Genomic DNA, 16,355 nt, shown 5'->3' with positions numbered 1-16,355 from the left:
TTTGGTTAATTATCGAACGTCAGTATAACATAAAATCTTCGGAAACTCAAAAATTAAGTCTTAAATACATTTTAATTACTTGGGGTTACAAGCATCTTTAAGCTTTTGCCCGACTTTAAATTTTACTTGATTATAAGCAGGTATTTCCAGAGGTTCTTTAGTTTTAGGATTGAGACCCATTCTTGCAGCCACCTTACCGGTAGTAAATTGACCAAAGCCTATTAATGATATTTCATTACCTTTGCCGATTGCATCAATTACCGAGCTAGTAAACATATCAATTACTTTCTCAGCTTCAATTTTAGTGCATTTATGTAGCTCTGCTATATGGGTTACCAGTTCTCCTTTATTCATTTATTCCTCATAGGTTTGTTAATTTATCATAAGGGATAATTACCACATAACCGATTAATTATCAATAAAAAGCCATCAAGGCTAGTATACAAAGGGTTTTTAGATAAATCTACCGAGAAAAAGTAATTAAAAAGTAAAAAGAAGTACTACTACGCAGATAAGATAAGTAAAGGCACGCTTCGCTCTACGGCCTTGACATATCTTATCTTGCTCCGCATGCAACTCAGGAAATGAAAGCAAAAGCTTTCATTTATAGCTATGACGGCTACATCTTTTTTAACTTTTAACATAAGGATTATTAACATGAGGAAATTTTATGATAGCGGACTATATCAACCCCCATTTTTTAGGAAGCACAGAATTGAATATAACAAAATTTGTGCCTGTATAGATGATATCAGCTACAACCTTGCTTTTCTATCAAATTACTATCAAGACCTGATAGAAGACGAGGATAACCAAGATAGAATTAGAGAAATAATAGAAGAAAACTTTTTCGAAGCTTTAAGCTACTGGCCTATATATTTTGAGCCGTTGGTTTTTAATGAAAAAACGGCACTTGAATGCGCACTTATACCATTTGTTTTTGAAGATAGCAAACTTCTATCTTTGGCAGGTTACGGCATGGATTTATCTCCCAAACTTGATGCCTATCAACTGTTAACTTGCGGCATGATCGATAAGAAAAGCAAATATTTTAGAAAAAGAGAGAAAGCTTATTTTGAGCATGTAGTAGGCAAAAGCATATATGAGCAAATTGGGCAAATTCTAGCAAAACAACCGCTTTACTTTAAATAATAAATTAAAATACGAGGATTACTAATATGACAAGATTTTATAATAGCGGACTATATTTAACACCATTTTTTACAAAACATAAAGAAGTTAACCTTACCTTGTTTGATAACGAATATCTACATGATGAAATAGAATATAATGCCGATTTATTTGCCGAGCATTTTAAGGGAAGCTTAGTCGAGCAGTGCAAATACAATCCAAGCAGAAAGGTGAATAACGATTTTTTAAAATATATTCCTACTTGGCCAAGATACTATGAACCGTTGGTTTTTAATGAAAAAATAGCCCTAGAGTGTGGTTTAATTCCTTTTGTTTTAAAGGTTGATAGATTGTGTTTAATAGCGGTTTCCGTATGCGGTAGTGATTTGTCTCCAAGATTAGACGCTTATCAAGCACTCACGGATAATACGATTGATGAAAATAGCTATTTATTTTCAGATTTTGATTATTTCCAAGAGATTCTCGGCAAGAATTTAACTCAAAAAGTACTAGAGGCAATTTCTTATACAGAATAAACATTTTCACTTTAAACAATAAATTCAACGGGTATTAAAATGGTAAAGAAACAAATAATCAACGAAAGAGTAGAAAGAAATCTTAGGGTGCTAAAATTATTATCAAATAATGACCCTAGTATTAACGAAGAGCAAAAAAGAGTAATGCTTAATGAATATAGCGGCTGGGGAGGTTTGCGTGAGGCTATCTTTACTCCGTCAATTTACAGGCAATTAAAGTGTTATCTAACCGATGATGAGATTAACGCCCTGAAGAAAACTACTAAAAGTGCTTATTATACACCTGAATTATTAGTAAAATTTATCTGGTCAATTGTCGTTATCCATGGCTTTGACGGGGGAGCAATTTTAGAGCCGGCAGCCGGTAACGGTATTTTTATAGATAATATACCGCAATTAATAGTAAAAACTTGTAAAGTTCAGGCGGTAGAAATGGATTTGCTAACCTGCAAAATTTTAATGCAGAAACATCCGCAAATAAAATTAACGGTTGCGCCATTTGAAAATCTACATTTTAGTGAAGAAAAATATAATTTAATCATCTCAAATCCACCCTATAGCAATCAGTTAGTAGAAGATATCTACTATAAGGACTTATCGCATTTGGCAATTCATCATTTCTTTGTTGCAAAGTGTGCTAGATTGTTAAAAAACAACGGAATTATAGCAATGGTTCTGCCACAATTCTTTTTAGATAACGTAAGGGAGCATGCAAGAGATATTATTACGGCTGACGGAGTAAATATCTTAGTTGCGTATAGGTTGCCGGATAATATCTTTGCCAATGCAAAAATAACCGTAGATATAGTTATTTTACAAAAAGCTGTAACAAATATTAGATGGCAGAAAACTCGGAATATTACAATAGGAGAACATAACAAGCCAATCAATGAATATTTTGTTGAAAACCCTGCGCATATATTAGGAGAGCTTGAGGTTGTGCCTATGTATAACCGCATGGGCATTACTTGTAAGGCTACAGGTGATTTAAGAGAGAAATTAAAAGCAATATTCCTAGCATTAAAAAACAAAAATAAATAGCTTTCTATAAATTGCAGCACTAAACAGGCCTAGGTACAATATACATCTAGGCTTGTTTTGATTGCAGCCGCTAAAGAAAGCTTTGCAAATATTTAATGAGCATTATCAATTTGTTTGCCTAATTCAAGAAATTCATTAGTGCGATCGGTATTTTCATCAATAATACGATAGATAGCAGCCATAATTTCTGCAATTTCATCACTAATTCCATTTGTCATGGGTGCGTGGGCAATATCTAATAAATGTTGTACATCTTTGTTTAAGTCTTTTGATACTAGAATTTCAATATACTTAAAATATATAGGAGCAAGAGGATGCTCCGCAAAAGTATCGTAAGTTTTACCGTAATTTGAATTTATCATAAAAAGCTCCTCAAATTTAGTTGATAATAACATTAATTTTGTAATTGTCGTAGTAATTGTTCAAACTTATTTTTCTCATCAGAGACGGCCGCTTTTTGCATTTCAATAATAATTTTAGTAATAATATTACGGTTTTCCGGTAAATAATGCTGCTCTGATATTACGAGTAAATCTTCCGCTTCTTTGTAAAAATTATGAGATTTTAAAATATCGACATACTTAAAAAATAAAGAGGCTAGAGGGTATTCAGAAAAATCATCATAATCTTTTTTATGTTGTTTACTTATCATAAAGCCTTATATTTAAAATTCTTCTATTTGATACTGAGTGCTACCTAGATCATTTTTTAAAGAATCGACATTAAAAATAAACCCGTACCACTCTTGTCGTAGCTTATTCCATTTTAAACCGTGATTTCTAATAACGGTACGAATATCGCTACTAGGTTCTTGTTCAAACTTTAAAATCACCGCATGCTTATTTGTTTGTTCCTGATCTAGTTTGGCTTTACCGAGTCTAGTCCATTCATCTTTAATTGCTTGATTAGCTTCTAATGAAGAGGCAATTGATAATAATGCACCGTATAAAGTATTAGTAGGTAAATAATCTAAACCTGCTTTAGTAACTAAGCCGCCGACTCCAATTAAATGACGAGTACGCATCTTACGTTCTTTGAGTTTTAATCTTATCTCTTCTGCAATCAATCTGTTTTTCTTTTGCTCTAGCCGAACTTTTTGCTCTACTACATTTTGCATAAACAATAAATCTTTGATTAATTATCCTAGCATACTAACTTTATATTTAGAATAATAGTAAATTATACAATTATTTACAACTAAATAAGGATCACAGTTTCTAATATTATATACTAGCGTAGTATATTTCCTCGTGGCCTACCATACCTATTTACGTGTACTTAACTACACTACCTAATTTTATAAAACCTTTTTTCCTGAGTTGGGATAAGGTTATAACATCTCTTTGCACAGCAAAAGTGTTATACGCAATAAGTGTTGTAAACAACACGTGCTTATAGTATGCTATTTTTATATAAAAGTCCTAGAATTTAAAACGATAAATTGTAATAAATAATGGCAATCCAGTTTGCAAGAATAGAGCATGTACAAAGAAGTGCAGGGGCAAAGGCTTGTTGTAAAGGTGCATATAATGCTAGAACGATAATTAAAGATGAGAAAACAAATATAATTTATAATTTTCAAAACCGCGGTGATAATGTCTATCATGAAATTCTATTACCTGATCACGTAGATAAAAAGTTTAAAAACACGGCAGTGTTAATGAATGAAGTAGAGCGTCTAGAAAAAAGAAAGGATAGTGTTCTACTTAAAGATATCGTACTTGCTCTTCCAGATGACAAAGAGCTTACTTTAGAAGATAGAATAATAATTACTCATCGGTTAATAGAAAAAAGAGAATGGGTAAAAGAGGGCTTAGCGGTACAAATTGATATTCATGAACCGCATGAGGGTGAAAAAAACTGGCATGCTCATTTACTTGTTACTACTAGAAGATTTACTGAAGACGGTAAGGAACTATCGACAAAAAAAGCCGTAGATTTAGAGCCTAAGATTGTCGGTGGAAAATATAGAATTGTTATAAAAGAAGATCAACAAATTCATGAAGATTTAAAAGAGATTATTAATGATTATTTTAAGGAGCTAGGGTTAGAAAATAGAGTAGATAGTATAGGTATTAATCCACAAGAACATATCGGCCCTGTCCGTATGCGTAGCGTTTTAAATCAAGCTATGGATAGAAACGAGGAAAGAAGAATTGCCGAGATAGAACATTTAAGTAACGGAGCGGCGGTTCTTGATAAAGTAACGAATCATATGAGCGTATTTAGCAAATCGGATTTGATGAGAGTGGTTAAATGTGTTCCTGATACAGAAGTAAGGGAGCGGTTGGTCGAAGATGCACTAGAGTATAAATCAGTAGTAGCTTTATTTAGGCAAGACGGTGCTAAAACACAGTATTTTACTACCGCAGAAATTAGAACGGAAGAAGAGAAAGTCTTGCGTCTTAGTAGTTACGTAGCAAATCTTAGTAATGTTTTTATGACCGGTGATAAAAGCTTGCTTAAACGTACTAGGGAATTAGTAGAATCGGCAATCGGTAGCTTAAGCCAAGAGCAGCATATAGCTTTAACTGAATTAATAACGTCTAATTCAGCCTTGCGCATTTTGCGCGGTAGGGCGGGAGTCGGTAAGAGTCATCTGCTTGGCCAACTAGCATCAATTGCCTTCGTCGGTAATATAAATGTTATAGGTCTTGCGCCCACTCACAAGGCCAAAGAGGCCTTGAGGTCGAGCGGCTTTGAGCGTACCGATACTATCAAGGGAATGTTATTTAAATTAGCAAACGGAAGATTTTCTTTACCGAAAAATAGCTTGCTTGTAGTAGATGAAGCAGGGATGGTCGGTAACGATGATTATCAAGAGTTACTTAGAGTAGCTGCTACTCGCAAATGTAACGTTATTCTCTCGGGTGACGAGAGACAGCTAGCTTCCGTACAACGCGGCGGCATGTTTGAAATATTTGCAGGCATTTACGGTAGTAGCACGATATTAGATATCAAAAGGCAGCAAGCTTCATGGGGCAAATCAGTCGCAACGGCTTTCTCCGAGGGTGATGTTAGAAGCGGGATATCAATACTTAACCAAGAAAATCGAATTAATAAGCAAGAGGATAGAGCTTCCTCAATGGAGGCTCTACTTGCAGATTGGCATAAGAGCGGCGAGCTACCATGCGATAGATTAATACTAGCGGTTAAAAACAAAGACGTAGCGGCACTTAATCACGGCGTGCGCCAGTATTTAAAGGCGACCGGGAAGCTTACGGGTTTAGAAATAGAAGTCGGCGGTAATCACTATATGAAAGGTGACCGCATCTTAATCCAAAAAACAAATAAAGAGCTTGGTGTTATAAACGGTGATTTGGCGGAAATATTAGAAGTCACAAAGGATCGTTTTGTTATCTCTATGCAAAATACCGATAATTACAAGATAATAGAGTTTAACCCTGCGCAGTATAATGGATTCAGGCACGGATATGCAACTACGGTATTTAAAGCGCAAGGCGCATCCATTAAAGATGTATACGTTTTCCATGACGGATTTGCGGGACTAAGAAATAGCTACGTTGCATTATCAAGGCATATAACATCGTTAAATCTATATGTTAATAGTAAGGCAACACCTAGCCTTGAGTCTCTAATTAAACAATTATCTTATGACCCGGAGAGGGGAAGTAGTTTAAATTTACTAACGACAAAAGAATTAGAGGATAGAGCATTAGATACAAGGCTTGCCAATCATCAGAGCATGGCGGTTAGAGCGGTAAATTCAGCAATTGATTTTATCGGCAAAACGGTGACTTCAATGAAAGATAAATATCTACCGAAAGTAGAATATTATAATTACAAAGAACCGAAACAAAAAACAGAATCGCTAAGCTACGCTATTGATAGAATATATGAGCAGAATCAAAATATAGGTTTTGAAAGTGAAGCTTACGAGCAAAAGCTCGTAGTCGGCGGTAATATTAGTATATCCAATAATACTCTTAGTAGTACAAGTAATAAAATAAGTAATGTTTTAACCGATAGCGGTACGAATGCTCCTAAAACTTCGCTCTCGGCTAAGGATAGATTCTACGCAAACGCCGATTATGCCAGAAATAAGATACAAAGAGCAGCGGATTTACAAGCTAATTGGGATCACAAAGCAGAAGAATTACGAAGAGAAGTTTGCGTGTGTGCGGAACGCATAGCAATAGATTTGTTGGGGCTACCAAATAAGAGGCTATCGAACGGTAAAGAGTTAAAGTTCGGCGATAACGGCAAAATATCCGTTCGTATTAGCGGTGATCGAGCAGGTACATGGTATGATTTCAGTTCCGGCAAGGGCGGTGATATGTTTGCCTTGGTACAAGATGCTAAGGGATATGATTTTAAAGGAGCTGCCGACTATTTGAGACAATCTCTGGGCATTGAGTCTGATTCAGAGATTAATAATAATAGTCATTTACAATTAGTTCATGATCACGCAAATAGTAATATAACCGAAAAATATATTAAAGATAAACATCTTGAGGAAAGGGAAAACAAGCAAAAACAGGATTTGGTTAATAAATTAGTACAGAGATCGAAAGATATAACTGAAAATTCGATAGCATTTAGGTATTTAGCTAGTACCAGAGGTATCAGTTGTAATTTAGGTAATGATATAAAAACAGCGGGAATATATGCTAGCGAGCTAAATCGCTATCTGCCGTCACTGATTGCATATGCCAGAGATGAAAAAGGGAATATTACCGGCGGCCAACAAATACTCTTAAAAGCTAATGGATCAAAAGCCGATATTGCCGTACCAAAAAAATCATTCGGTAAAATATCCGGTTCATTCGTTGATCTCGGTAATCTTTCTTATAATAATAAAGAGGACAAGGTTAATAATTTTCAAAAAGATAACCCTGAGGCATCTGATTTAAGCGCTAAAATCACGATTATTGCAGAAGGATTGGAGACGGCTCTATCGGTAAAACAAGCCTTGAGTCGCATCTCTAATTATTCTCCTACCGCTATTAAAATACTATGTTCTCTCGGAATTAACAATATTAGTAATTATCAACCGAGAAAAGGTGAGAAGATAATCATTGCCGCCGATAATGACGGATGGGCTGCGGTTACCGATAAAACAATTGACGCGGCTAAAATAACTTTAGAGAGTAGGGGGGCTTATGTAGAGATAGCGAGACCGGTTAAGGAGGGTGATTTTAATGACGTCCTGATCTCAAGCGGAGAGAAGAGTATCCAAGATACTTTTAGTGATGCGATCAATAAACATCTAGCTACTAGTGTAAATCAGTATTTAGCAGCCTGTAATAAAACTACGGATATTATAAAGCTCTCAAACCAAGAGAGGGAAAATCTTACTTATATTCAGAAATACAATCTACCTGAAAATACTATAGTTGAAGCCTATCGTCTTGGCGGTAATAAAGGCACGGTTGCCCTTGAACAAAGTAGAAAATCCTTAGAATTTGCGGCTAATTGCTATACACAAAATAAGGATATACTGCTTGAGGCAAAGAATTTTGGATATGCTTTAAGTGAAGCTAATGCCACCAAAGCAATGATAGGTATGAGCGATGAGGAAGCCAATAGTTTTTGTACAAAAATTAGAGATAGCCACTTGGACGAATATTTAAATACGCATCTTCGTGATTTTAATAGACAGAAAAAATCTAGTTATGAACCAGAAAAACTTAAACCAATACTAGTATTAGAACAAAGATTTTTAAAAGAAACTTACGAATCGCTAAATCTACCGATTGATAAATATCGAGCTAATTACGCCTTATACTCAAAATTACAAGCAGCTGAAATTGCTGCAAAACAGCCTGAATTATTAAATAAAATATTTTCTTTAGCAGATAACTTACTGAAAGAACATCAAGCATCAACGATGAGTGTCTATCGCGACATGTCATTTTCGATAAACACTGTCGTAACACATCAAGCATTAGAAACGGCCGTTGCTATTAAAAAACAATTTAGACAACCAGAAAAACAAGCAGAAGCAAGGTTGCATTCTACATCACCTGAATTGGCATTAGCAGAAATAAAAAAAGAGCAAAATTTGCTTGCTGATTTACACGGGAATATAAAATATTTTTCTAGCAATAAAGAGCTAATGTCTAAAGTAGAGTTAGCTTATACTCAGCGTGAAAATAAAGATTTTGATAAGTTGGAGGTTATAGTGCAAAAAGCTTTAGAAACCGGCGCGGAAACCCAAGAAACGTTACTTCAAAGATTGAGGGATACAACCGATCTTAAGGCGGCTTATCAAACTCTTGATAAAATTATTCGGGAGCATAAAGTGCATAATCAAGTTGCGCTGGACTTAAGTCGCATTAATAGCCATTTACTAAACTTGAGTAATCAAAAGCAAGAAGCAAAAACTCCTGCTAAAGTGATTGACGTTATAAAACAAGAACAAGAGTTTTTAGCCGGATTACACGGTAACATTAAACATCCGGAATGCCATAGTGATAATTTAATAAATTCTATTAAAAATGCTCATGATAATATGCGTACGGATAATTTTGATAAGTTAAGTAAGTTTGTAACGTTTTTAGAAAAAAATACTAACGATCATACCGCGATTATTAGCACCTTAAAATCCACTAATGATCTCACTGAGACTCATCAAACTTTATTAAAAAACTATCAAGCAAAATGTATTAATTCTATCAATAATAAGATTTCTATATTAGATGCCGGGAAAACTATTACTTTAGATAGCAAGAAATTTGATTGCTCTATAAAATTCTTGGATTATTTAACTAAAACCCGTACTCATGAATATTTCCCCTGTAAGGAAGTTCAAAAAATTCAAAGTAAAGCTATTGAAAACCATAAGCAACTAGAGATGTCTAAAAGCAAGGGTCTAGAATTATAATTGTCACCATAATTGTCACCGAACAGTGGGGAGTAGCGGAACGGTAGGCTTTAGGTAGTGATTAAACTACTTAAGGCGTGATTAATTGTAACTTTGGAAAATAAGTTTTGTAACGGCTTGTATCTCTGGTTATCAAAAGAATTCCAAGCACGGAGGCGTGTGCGCCGATAAACAAATCCGGTAATACCGAGTTTTTAGTGCCGTTATTAGATTTATATTGTAGAAAAGCTTTACCGGCTAAAAAAAGTGCTTCTTTCGGCATTGGCATAATTTTTAAAAAGTCGCCGGAAAAAGTTTCCTCTAAATCTTCAATTCTCTCAAAGCCGATTGAAATTTCGGTATATATTATGTCATTGATAATTAGCTCGTGAGATTCGGCAATTAGGCTAAGTTTAGAGGCAGACCAGTCGTACCACTGAGGATCGATAGTCAAGATATCAAGTAATATATTACTATCTACTAAAATCATGATCTGGTTAATTTCATTATATATTCAGTAGACATATTTAACTTAGCTTTACCAGATAACTGCTCTAGCAATTTTGAACCTTTGCGTTTGCTCCCGTGTTGTTTTTGAATTAATATCCCGTCATCTTGTAAGATAAAATCAACTTCCGTACATGGAAGCATACCTAATTTAGTTCTCATCTCGTATGGTATAGTAACTTGTCCTTTAGTAGATACTCTCATAAAATCAATCTTAAATAAGTTTTGTTTTAAAATATTGCTGTATTAAGGTGGATGCGATGAGCTGCCACATATAAAATAATAATAACACACAAGTAAGGGTATGACAAGTAATACTCTTACTTGTATATTATGTTGAATTTTAGTTTCATCAAGTAAGTATCTTATATTTTCGATAAATCATTTCTTAATAATATAGTTGGTATATAACTTCTAACAGCGGTTAAGATTTCAACGAAATAATGATTCATTTTCTGCCATTCTTGTTCTGATACGCCATAGAGAACAGACAATCTTAACCATTGGCTAAATAAAACATTAGCAATAACCTCAGGGTGGTAATCTTGCTTTAAATAATCGGATGTTAGTGTATGAATAGCCGTGTTAACTCTAGTGCTCTGGCACTCCACCCGGTCTTGCGGTACATTGTCTAAATCTTCAGGGGCAGGTAATTTTGATTTTAAACTCTGCAATTTGCTATTTAGTATTTTTACATTAGGTGAGAATTCCGGATCCGGTAACTCAAAGGTAGTTTTTCTTATAAGGGTAATAATATTGCCCATTTCTTCAAAGGGTGATAATTTGTTAAGGGACTCATATGGTATACCACGCAACGGTGCATCTAAGGTGAACCAAAAATAAAAAATACTCATATAAAGAATTTTAATTTCCATATGTTCTGATATCAACTCAACAACAAGCTTTTCTAGTCCTGCTTGAAAAATAGCTGCCTCCTTTTGAAATTTGGTTGTTGCAGGAGGTAATTCAGAGTGAGTCTTTTGCGATAATTCCCAAATTTCATTTAATAATGACGCTGTTTCTATGTCATCTATTACTACATCATCTATCGGCTCTTCATCATTTATTGAGAGTTGTTGTATACTCGTAAGTATTTGCCCTCCGGCAAGCATAGCCTGTAGTAATTTATTAGTATGATCCATATAGAGTGGAATACAAGGTAAGCAATATTCTAAATATGAATTTGTGTCTGGCTTTCTATCTAGATAAGAGAAATAACCCACAAGCCAACCTATTTGTATTGTCAGTTGATTAATAGCATGATTAATCGATACCCCGTCTAAATATTCCTGCCATTTTTCATGTTGTTCATTTACTAACGGTATTAAAAAAACGAAGAATTCATTTTGCGGGCAAATTAAATCTTTTTGTTTTTTTAAAAGACTACTTCGAGAATTTGATAAATTCTCCATCATATCCATAATAATTCGACCTAAACGCAAAGTTTGAACCACAATGCTGCCCGGCGTATCCTCCTTTAATCGATTCAATAGCAAGGATTGAGTATTAGCATTTGAGTTCAAAAGATAATGATTAAATTTTGATAGCGATAATTCGGCATGTCGCCGTAAAAGGTTATTAATCTCCGGCTCTAAGTCTCTTGATTTATCCTGATTATAAATAGTAGTTGTAGCTCCCAAATAACAACAAAGATGTACCACAACCATTTCGGGAATTTGAACCATTTTTGCGCTTAATAGAGCTTCTTCTAACTTTTCTAAGAAATCGCTACAGTTTTGCAATGCGCCATATTCAAGGCTTGTTAAAGAAAAAAAGTCTACTCCTAAGTTATCATAATCAACACTACTCAGCATTGGTTGGGGGTATGATATATTTTTCTCTTTAGTCATAAAACCAGACGAATTTAAAACGGACAAAAATTGTATCTATTAGAAAGAAAGTATTATATTAAAATATATAGCAAAACAGTTTTTTATCTACCGCCTTTAATCCTTGGCAATATAAAGGATACAGCATTTTATCCGGCTAAAGAGCTTAGAATTGAAACAAATTCATCTAAGCACCATCTTATATATATACCGATTATATTATAGTCTTTGCCGAAAGCCTTGCCAATTAACGGCATTATTATTAATAAAAAAAACAATATTCCAAATCCCTGATCTTCAAATTTTCGGGAAAGCTTGGGATTTTTGTCTATTACGGTACTCATATAAATTATACTACCGTCAAGAGGAGGAATAGGCAGGAGATTAAAGACGCAAAGCAGAAAGTTTACCTTGAATATCGTTGCACAAATTGTATCAAAATACAACAAATAGATTTCCGGTAATATTGACAGTCTAATACTACATAAAAGACATGCTATAACGGCTAAAATAAAATTTGCAAAAGGTGCTGCCAATCCAACGAGAATCATATCTCTTCTTGGGTTTTTGAATAAAGACTGATTATACGGAACAGGTTTTGCAAAACCAAATATCGGTGCATTGATAAGGTGCAATCCGATCGGAAGTAATATGCCGGCTAACGTAACATGTTTTAATGGATTAAATGAAAATCTACCCATATCTTTTGCCGTTGAGTCGCCTAGATAATAAGCGACTCTAGCATGAACATTTTCATGAATTACCAATGAAAATAAGAAAATAGCAATATATCCGATAAATTTTATACTTGTAACAAACATGCTTAATCTTTTAAAATCTTGTGCCAGTGCTTAATGTAATAATTTTATACCACCGAATTATGCTTGAGAATATTGATAATTCTAGAGGCTTGCAATCACAATTATTTTCCTTCTTTCTTTTGTTTTTCTAATTTATATGTATCAGAACCGTGAACTAACACTTGAGAGTCCTTTACTACTAAATGCTGGTTACCGGTAATCTCCACGCTACGTGGAAAATGTTTATTAATAACCCAACTAGTTACGCCGGATACTATTGCGGAAAATGAACCTGATAGCATAAGTATTAAAAAAATTCTACGAGTGCGTTGCTTTATGCCACACTCGATTAGGTTAGCTATTTCTTGTTTACACTCTATTAATTCAGTTTGCGTCTGCGTTCTAGCTTCATTAATATAATGACTTAAATCCTGAATGCACGAATCTATCGATCTGTGTATTTCTCGGTAGTTATCATTATGAGACTTACATAGAGTGTCTACAAGATCGGGAATAGCGGCAGCAACGGCCTTTGCTACTTTGTCCTGTACACCGGAAAGTATTTCTTCCGTCTTACTCGGTAAAATAACTAAAGTATTTATTAATGCCTCAAGTCTATCATTATTTTCTTTAAACATTTCTATCGGCAACTCAAGAGTGTCGCTTGTTTCAGTAATTGTGTTTATTGCGGACTTAAAAGACTCCATTACCTTATTAGTATGAACTCCAAAAGCAGTGGAGATAAAATCAGCTTCAGAATGTATTCGAGTAATAACGTCTTCTAAAGATTTCATTTTCTCTGGCAAGATATACTTACTTTGAGGTTTTTCGGTATTATTACTTTGTTCTTTTGTTAATTTATCCGACATATTTAAAATCCTTTCTGGTTAATTAATTTAATCATCTTGGGTAGTAGTTAAATTTCAAGCTCATCAAACTCAACCTCTTCTTTCTTAGTAATGCTTTTTTGATTTTTTGTATTCGTTACAGAACTACTAGGTTGTTTTATTTTTGAGCTAGACTGATCATCTATAACCAGAGGTTCTAACTCTTTTTGTTTTTGAGTAAATAGCTCGATACTATCCTGATTATCTGTAGTATTAATATTATCACTGTCGGAATAGTCATCATCATCTTGCTCTAATAAACTAGGATCGCTACTTTCTATAATTTCCTCTAGCTCTTTTGCCTCAACAAATCCTGGATTCTTATCTTTTCTTTTGGCTTCTGGGGTTTGCATTTTGGATAACCTAACCTCAGGTATCGGTAATAACGTATAACACTCCCCAATGCCAAGACTTGCAAAATCATCTAGTTTTACAAGAGGCTTTTCTTGTTGCTGTTCATTATAACTAATGCCGTCCCTGAAAGTATTAGCTCCGAAGCTAGTGTTTTTCTGCTGACGGGTAACGGTCTCAGAGCCGCATATCGAGCTGTAAAGTTTACCCATCATCGGATCATCACTTTGAAACGCAAATTTTGTTTTAAATAAAGCAAAGAGATTACTTGCTTCACCTGAGCCGTAATGAGCAAATAGCTGGCTTGATGATTGCAAACCGGCTACTACGCAAGTACCGTATTTACGTCCTTCCTGCATAAGCTTAGCAAGACTCGGAAATCTACCGAATGCAGCTAGTTCATCCATAATAAACCATATACGCCTATTTCGCAGTGAATCATGACGCATTAAATTAGCGATAGCTAGCTCTGCAAGGCTTGCATTAAGTGAGATAGTAAGTTCTCTTGTAGAAGGCTCGGATGCTAAAAATAACCAACCGCCAAAACCTTCATCAATTTTTTTAATATATTCTTGTACCGAAAAGCTACCGGCATCCCTTTGGTCATGTAAAAACCTCAATGGTTTAATATTCGTCATCAACACCGACATTATCGAGCTTGCTGCTTTTGCATTATCTTTTGTAAAATATTGAATGCAGTCCGTACCTTGGAGCATTCTTCTTAACTCCTTGTGATCACTCTGACATATCGTTTTACGTAATTCTTGCAGTGAATATTGCTGATGTTTCTGTAAATAGCTCACTACTTCAACAAAAATACTTTGAGCGGCTTCTTCCCAAAAGTCGGCAGCATTTCTATTATTCTTCCTACTATTAAAGCCGATCAAAGTATCGACAAACTTCTCTAAGCACCTTGCTTTACTGCAATCCGTCCAGAAGTCCCAAGCTTTTGCTCTTTCATCAAACGGATTAAAGATAATATCACCTCGCTTTTGATCGTAATATTTAGCAATCATCTCGCCGGTCTGATCGATAATAATAGCCGGTTGCTTTTTTTGCTCTACTTGCGGCAATAAATTATGAATAAGGTTAGTTTTGCCCGAGCCTGTAGAACCGGTGATTAAAAAATGTCTGGTTTCCATATCTTTAACCAAAGGCATTTCGCCGATATAAAACTCGCTACACAACTTTAATCTTTTTAACTTAATCTTAACTTGCTTAGGTGTTAAAATTATGCCGCTACCATCGTTTTTTCTCTCCGTTTTTAAATCACGTCCGAATTTACTCCAGAGGAGAAACACTATGCTGCCTGCCAAGCTTCCGAAGCCAAGCGATTTGAGGATTAGTGATCGTGATACTAGTATCGCTTGATCCCATGCCGATTTAAAGCGACTACTAGCAATGATGCTGCTTGCAAGCATTCTCTTTTTCCATAATTTACCTTCCGAGTAAGCGTCAACATTAGCTTTGCTTTTACCGATAGAAATAGCGGATAGTGCCGGATGTACCGCCAGCGCAAGTTTTGCTTTGGCATAAGTGGCCGCTCCGTCTAGATCAAACTTCGTAGTATTGTTAGAACTAAAACTCCAGGTAAGACAAAACCCGGCAAGTAGTGATACAAAGATAGTAGTACCGACCACTTGCCTAAGCATCCGTACCTTGTGCAGAAATACCTGACCGCCGCCGATAAAGTTACTAATCATATCGTTACCTTCTTCGTTTTATTGTACAGACGCAGCAAATTGTCTAAATACTCAACTAGATTAGTTACAAATCCCACTGGACTTCTAGAAAAACATAGTTTTTTAAAGAGATGCTTGATATCATAAGAATGAAGAATATCGATAAAATTGGGTGCTATTATGCGAAGCTTTATCAAAGCAAGGTTAAACAAGGATAATTTTTGGAATTTGATGTTTTTCCTTGGTATGTTCATTGGAGTAGCTATTGCTTTTGCTACTGATACTATGATTTTGTCATGGGTGACTATTGTTGGCGTTATTTGGCTTGTAAAAATAAACTCAGATATTACTTTTAATAAAGATAAGCTAGAATTCGTTATTAATGGCAATAAAAAAATTAAAACATCAGGTAAAGAATTTATACTACTTATGTTTGCATCTTTTGGTGTTATGGCTCTGGTCGGCTTTATACTTGATAGTCTTAAAATTGATGACTCGTCAATATTATTAGCTGCGATGATGAGCCTACTAATTTTTTTACCTGCTTTATACTGCATATTAAGAAACCTCCCTATTGCCGTATATTTTAAAAAAGAAGCTTGGATTGCTGAGAGGTGCGCTGAACCTTACAGCTCGAGCGATAACTGGAGAAATAGTCAACATCATTTGTCTACAACAGAAAGCTTTATGCATCCTACTAATGCATATCGTGACCCAAGAAACAGTTTTCTGCAGGGAAATATTTATCATCGCAAATAGTGCTTT

General features: G+C 34.9%; 15 protein-coding genes. 5 read left to right on the top strand and 10 right to left on the bottom strand.

The features are described 5' to 3' along the window. Positions 1-75: 75 nt before the first annotated feature. The gene (locus Trichorick_RS07380) at positions 76-354 is read right to left on the bottom strand and encodes an HU family DNA-binding protein (RefSeq protein WP_323739030.1); all 279 of its coding nucleotides are present in this window, start codon (positions 352-354) and stop codon (positions 76-78) included. A gap of 303 nt (positions 355-657) precedes the next feature. Here Trichorick_RS07380 and Trichorick_RS07375 point away from each other — a divergent pair, with 303 nt between their 5' ends. Genes Trichorick_RS07375 through Trichorick_RS07365 form a run of 3 tightly spaced genes read left to right on the top strand, consistent with a single transcriptional unit; the run spans position 658 to position 2,708 of the window. Then, entirely contained in the window at positions 658-1,152 is a 495-nt protein-coding gene (locus tag Trichorick_RS07375; RefSeq protein WP_323739029.1) for a hypothetical protein, read from the top strand. Between the two features lie 26 nt (positions 1,153-1,178). Beyond that, complete coding sequence (locus tag Trichorick_RS07370; protein WP_323739028.1) at positions 1,179-1,667, top strand: hypothetical protein; 489 nt, start codon at positions 1,179-1,181, stop codon at positions 1,665-1,667. Between the two features lie 39 nt (positions 1,668-1,706). Further along, positions 1,707-2,708, top strand: a complete 1,002-nt coding sequence (locus tag Trichorick_RS07365) for an N-6 DNA methylase (RefSeq protein WP_323739027.1) — start codon at positions 1,707-1,709, stop codon at positions 2,706-2,708. A 92-nt stretch (positions 2,709-2,800) separates the two neighbouring features. Here the strand turns inward: Trichorick_RS07365 and Trichorick_RS07360 are convergent, their stop codons facing one another. The 3 genes from Trichorick_RS07360 to Trichorick_RS07350 are packed head-to-tail and all read right to left on the bottom strand — an operon-like array spanning position 2,801 to position 3,825. Further along, complete coding sequence (locus tag Trichorick_RS07360; RefSeq protein WP_323739026.1) at positions 2,801-3,070, bottom strand: hypothetical protein; 270 nt, start codon at positions 3,068-3,070, stop codon at positions 2,801-2,803. 32 nt (positions 3,071-3,102) lie between these two features. Next, positions 3,103-3,360 (bottom strand): HMG-box domain-containing protein, encoded by a 258-nt coding sequence (locus tag Trichorick_RS07355; protein WP_323739025.1) that lies wholly within the window; start codon positions 3,358-3,360, stop codon positions 3,103-3,105. Between the two features lie 12 nt (positions 3,361-3,372). After that, positions 3,373-3,825, bottom strand: coding sequence for a conjugal transfer protein TraD (locus Trichorick_RS07350; RefSeq protein ID WP_323739024.1), 453 nt, complete (start codon positions 3,823-3,825; stop codon positions 3,373-3,375). A 336-nt stretch (positions 3,826-4,161) separates the two neighbouring features. On the opposite strand from Trichorick_RS07350, the gene Trichorick_RS07345 reads away from it, so the two are divergent. After that, the gene (locus Trichorick_RS07345) at positions 4,162-9,555 is read left to right on the top strand and encodes an AAA family ATPase (protein ID WP_323739023.1); all 5,394 of its coding nucleotides are present in this window, start codon (positions 4,162-4,164) and stop codon (positions 9,553-9,555) included. A 70-nt stretch (positions 9,556-9,625) separates the two neighbouring features. Here Trichorick_RS07345 and Trichorick_RS07340 read toward each other — a convergent pair whose 3' ends face one another. From Trichorick_RS07340 to Trichorick_RS07315, 6 genes are all read right to left on the bottom strand, one after another. Next, positions 9,626-10,024, bottom strand: a complete 399-nt coding sequence (locus tag Trichorick_RS07340) for a type II toxin-antitoxin system VapC family toxin (RefSeq protein ID WP_323739022.1) — start codon at positions 10,022-10,024, stop codon at positions 9,626-9,628. Further along, positions 10,021-10,245, bottom strand: a complete 225-nt coding sequence (locus Trichorick_RS07335; RefSeq protein WP_323739021.1) for an AbrB/MazE/SpoVT family DNA-binding domain-containing protein — start codon at positions 10,243-10,245, stop codon at positions 10,021-10,023. The genes Trichorick_RS07340 and Trichorick_RS07335 overlap by 4 nt, the downstream gene beginning before the upstream one ends. A gap of 161 nt (positions 10,246-10,406) precedes the next feature. Beyond that, the gene (locus tag Trichorick_RS07330; protein WP_323739020.1) at positions 10,407-11,891 is read right to left on the bottom strand and encodes a hypothetical protein; all 1,485 of its coding nucleotides are present in this window, start codon (positions 11,889-11,891) and stop codon (positions 10,407-10,409) included. 128 nt (positions 11,892-12,019) lie between these two features. After that, positions 12,020-12,691, bottom strand: a complete 672-nt coding sequence (locus tag Trichorick_RS07325) for a site-2 protease family protein (protein ID WP_323739019.1) — start codon at positions 12,689-12,691, stop codon at positions 12,020-12,022. Positions 12,692-12,792: 101 nt separating this feature from the next. Continuing rightward, positions 12,793-13,539 (bottom strand): hypothetical protein, encoded by a 747-nt coding sequence (locus Trichorick_RS07320; protein ID WP_323739018.1) that lies wholly within the window; start codon positions 13,537-13,539, stop codon positions 12,793-12,795. A gap of 47 nt (positions 13,540-13,586) precedes the next feature. Continuing rightward, the gene (locus tag Trichorick_RS07315; protein ID WP_323739017.1) at positions 13,587-15,611 is read right to left on the bottom strand and encodes a type IV secretion system DNA-binding domain-containing protein; all 2,025 of its coding nucleotides are present in this window, start codon (positions 15,609-15,611) and stop codon (positions 13,587-13,589) included. Positions 15,612-15,770: 159 nt separating this feature from the next. Between Trichorick_RS07315 and Trichorick_RS07310 the strand changes: the two genes are divergently transcribed. Beyond that, positions 15,771-16,349 (top strand): hypothetical protein, encoded by a 579-nt coding sequence (locus Trichorick_RS07310; protein WP_323739016.1) that lies wholly within the window; start codon positions 15,771-15,773, stop codon positions 16,347-16,349. Positions 16,350-16,355: the final 6 nt, after the last annotated feature.

The organism is Candidatus Trichorickettsia mobilis, assembly GCF_034366785.1.
Classification (GTDB): domain Bacteria; phylum Pseudomonadota; class Alphaproteobacteria; order Rickettsiales; family Rickettsiaceae; genus Trichorickettsia; species Trichorickettsia mobilis_A.
This window is presented reverse-complemented; position numbering and strand designations above follow the sequence as displayed.

Coding starts and splice junctions, on each gene's coding strand:
- Trichorick_RS07320 (WP_323739018.1), bottom strand. CDS start 13,539: ATGTCGGATAAATTAACAAAAGAACAAAGTAATAATACCGAAAAACCT.
- Trichorick_RS07330 (WP_323739020.1), bottom strand. CDS start 11,891: ATGACTAAAGAGAAAAATATATCATACCCCCAACCAATGCTGAGTAGT.
- Trichorick_RS07340 (WP_323739022.1), bottom strand. CDS start 10,024: ATGATTTTAGTAGATAGTAATATATTACTTGATATCTTGACTATCGAT.
- Trichorick_RS07345 (WP_323739023.1), top strand. CDS start 4,162: ATGGCAATCCAGTTTGCAAGAATAGAGCATGTACAAAGAAGTGCAGGG.
- Trichorick_RS07335 (WP_323739021.1), bottom strand. CDS start 10,245: ATGAGAGTATCTACTAAAGGACAAGTTACTATACCATACGAGATGAGA.
- Trichorick_RS07360 (WP_323739026.1), bottom strand. CDS start 3,070: ATGATAAATTCAAATTACGGTAAAACTTACGATACTTTTGCGGAGCAT.
- Trichorick_RS07365 (WP_323739027.1), top strand. CDS start 1,707: ATGGTAAAGAAACAAATAATCAACGAAAGAGTAGAAAGAAATCTTAGG.
- Trichorick_RS07350 (WP_323739024.1), bottom strand. CDS start 3,825: ATGCAAAATGTAGTAGAGCAAAAAGTTCGGCTAGAGCAAAAGAAAAAC.
- Trichorick_RS07325 (WP_323739019.1), bottom strand. CDS start 12,691: ATGTTTGTTACAAGTATAAAATTTATCGGATATATTGCTATTTTCTTA.
- Trichorick_RS07380 (WP_323739030.1), bottom strand. CDS start 354: ATGAATAAAGGAGAACTGGTAACCCATATAGCAGAGCTACATAAATGC.
- Trichorick_RS07355 (WP_323739025.1), bottom strand. CDS start 3,360: ATGATAAGTAAACAACATAAAAAAGATTATGATGATTTTTCTGAATAC.
- Trichorick_RS07310 (WP_323739016.1), top strand. CDS start 15,771: ATGCGAAGCTTTATCAAAGCAAGGTTAAACAAGGATAATTTTTGGAAT.
- Trichorick_RS07315 (WP_323739017.1), bottom strand. CDS start 15,611: ATGATTAGTAACTTTATCGGCGGCGGTCAGGTATTTCTGCACAAGGTA.
- Trichorick_RS07375 (WP_323739029.1), top strand. CDS start 658: ATGAGGAAATTTTATGATAGCGGACTATATCAACCCCCATTTTTTAGG.
- Trichorick_RS07370 (WP_323739028.1), top strand. CDS start 1,179: ATGACAAGATTTTATAATAGCGGACTATATTTAACACCATTTTTTACA.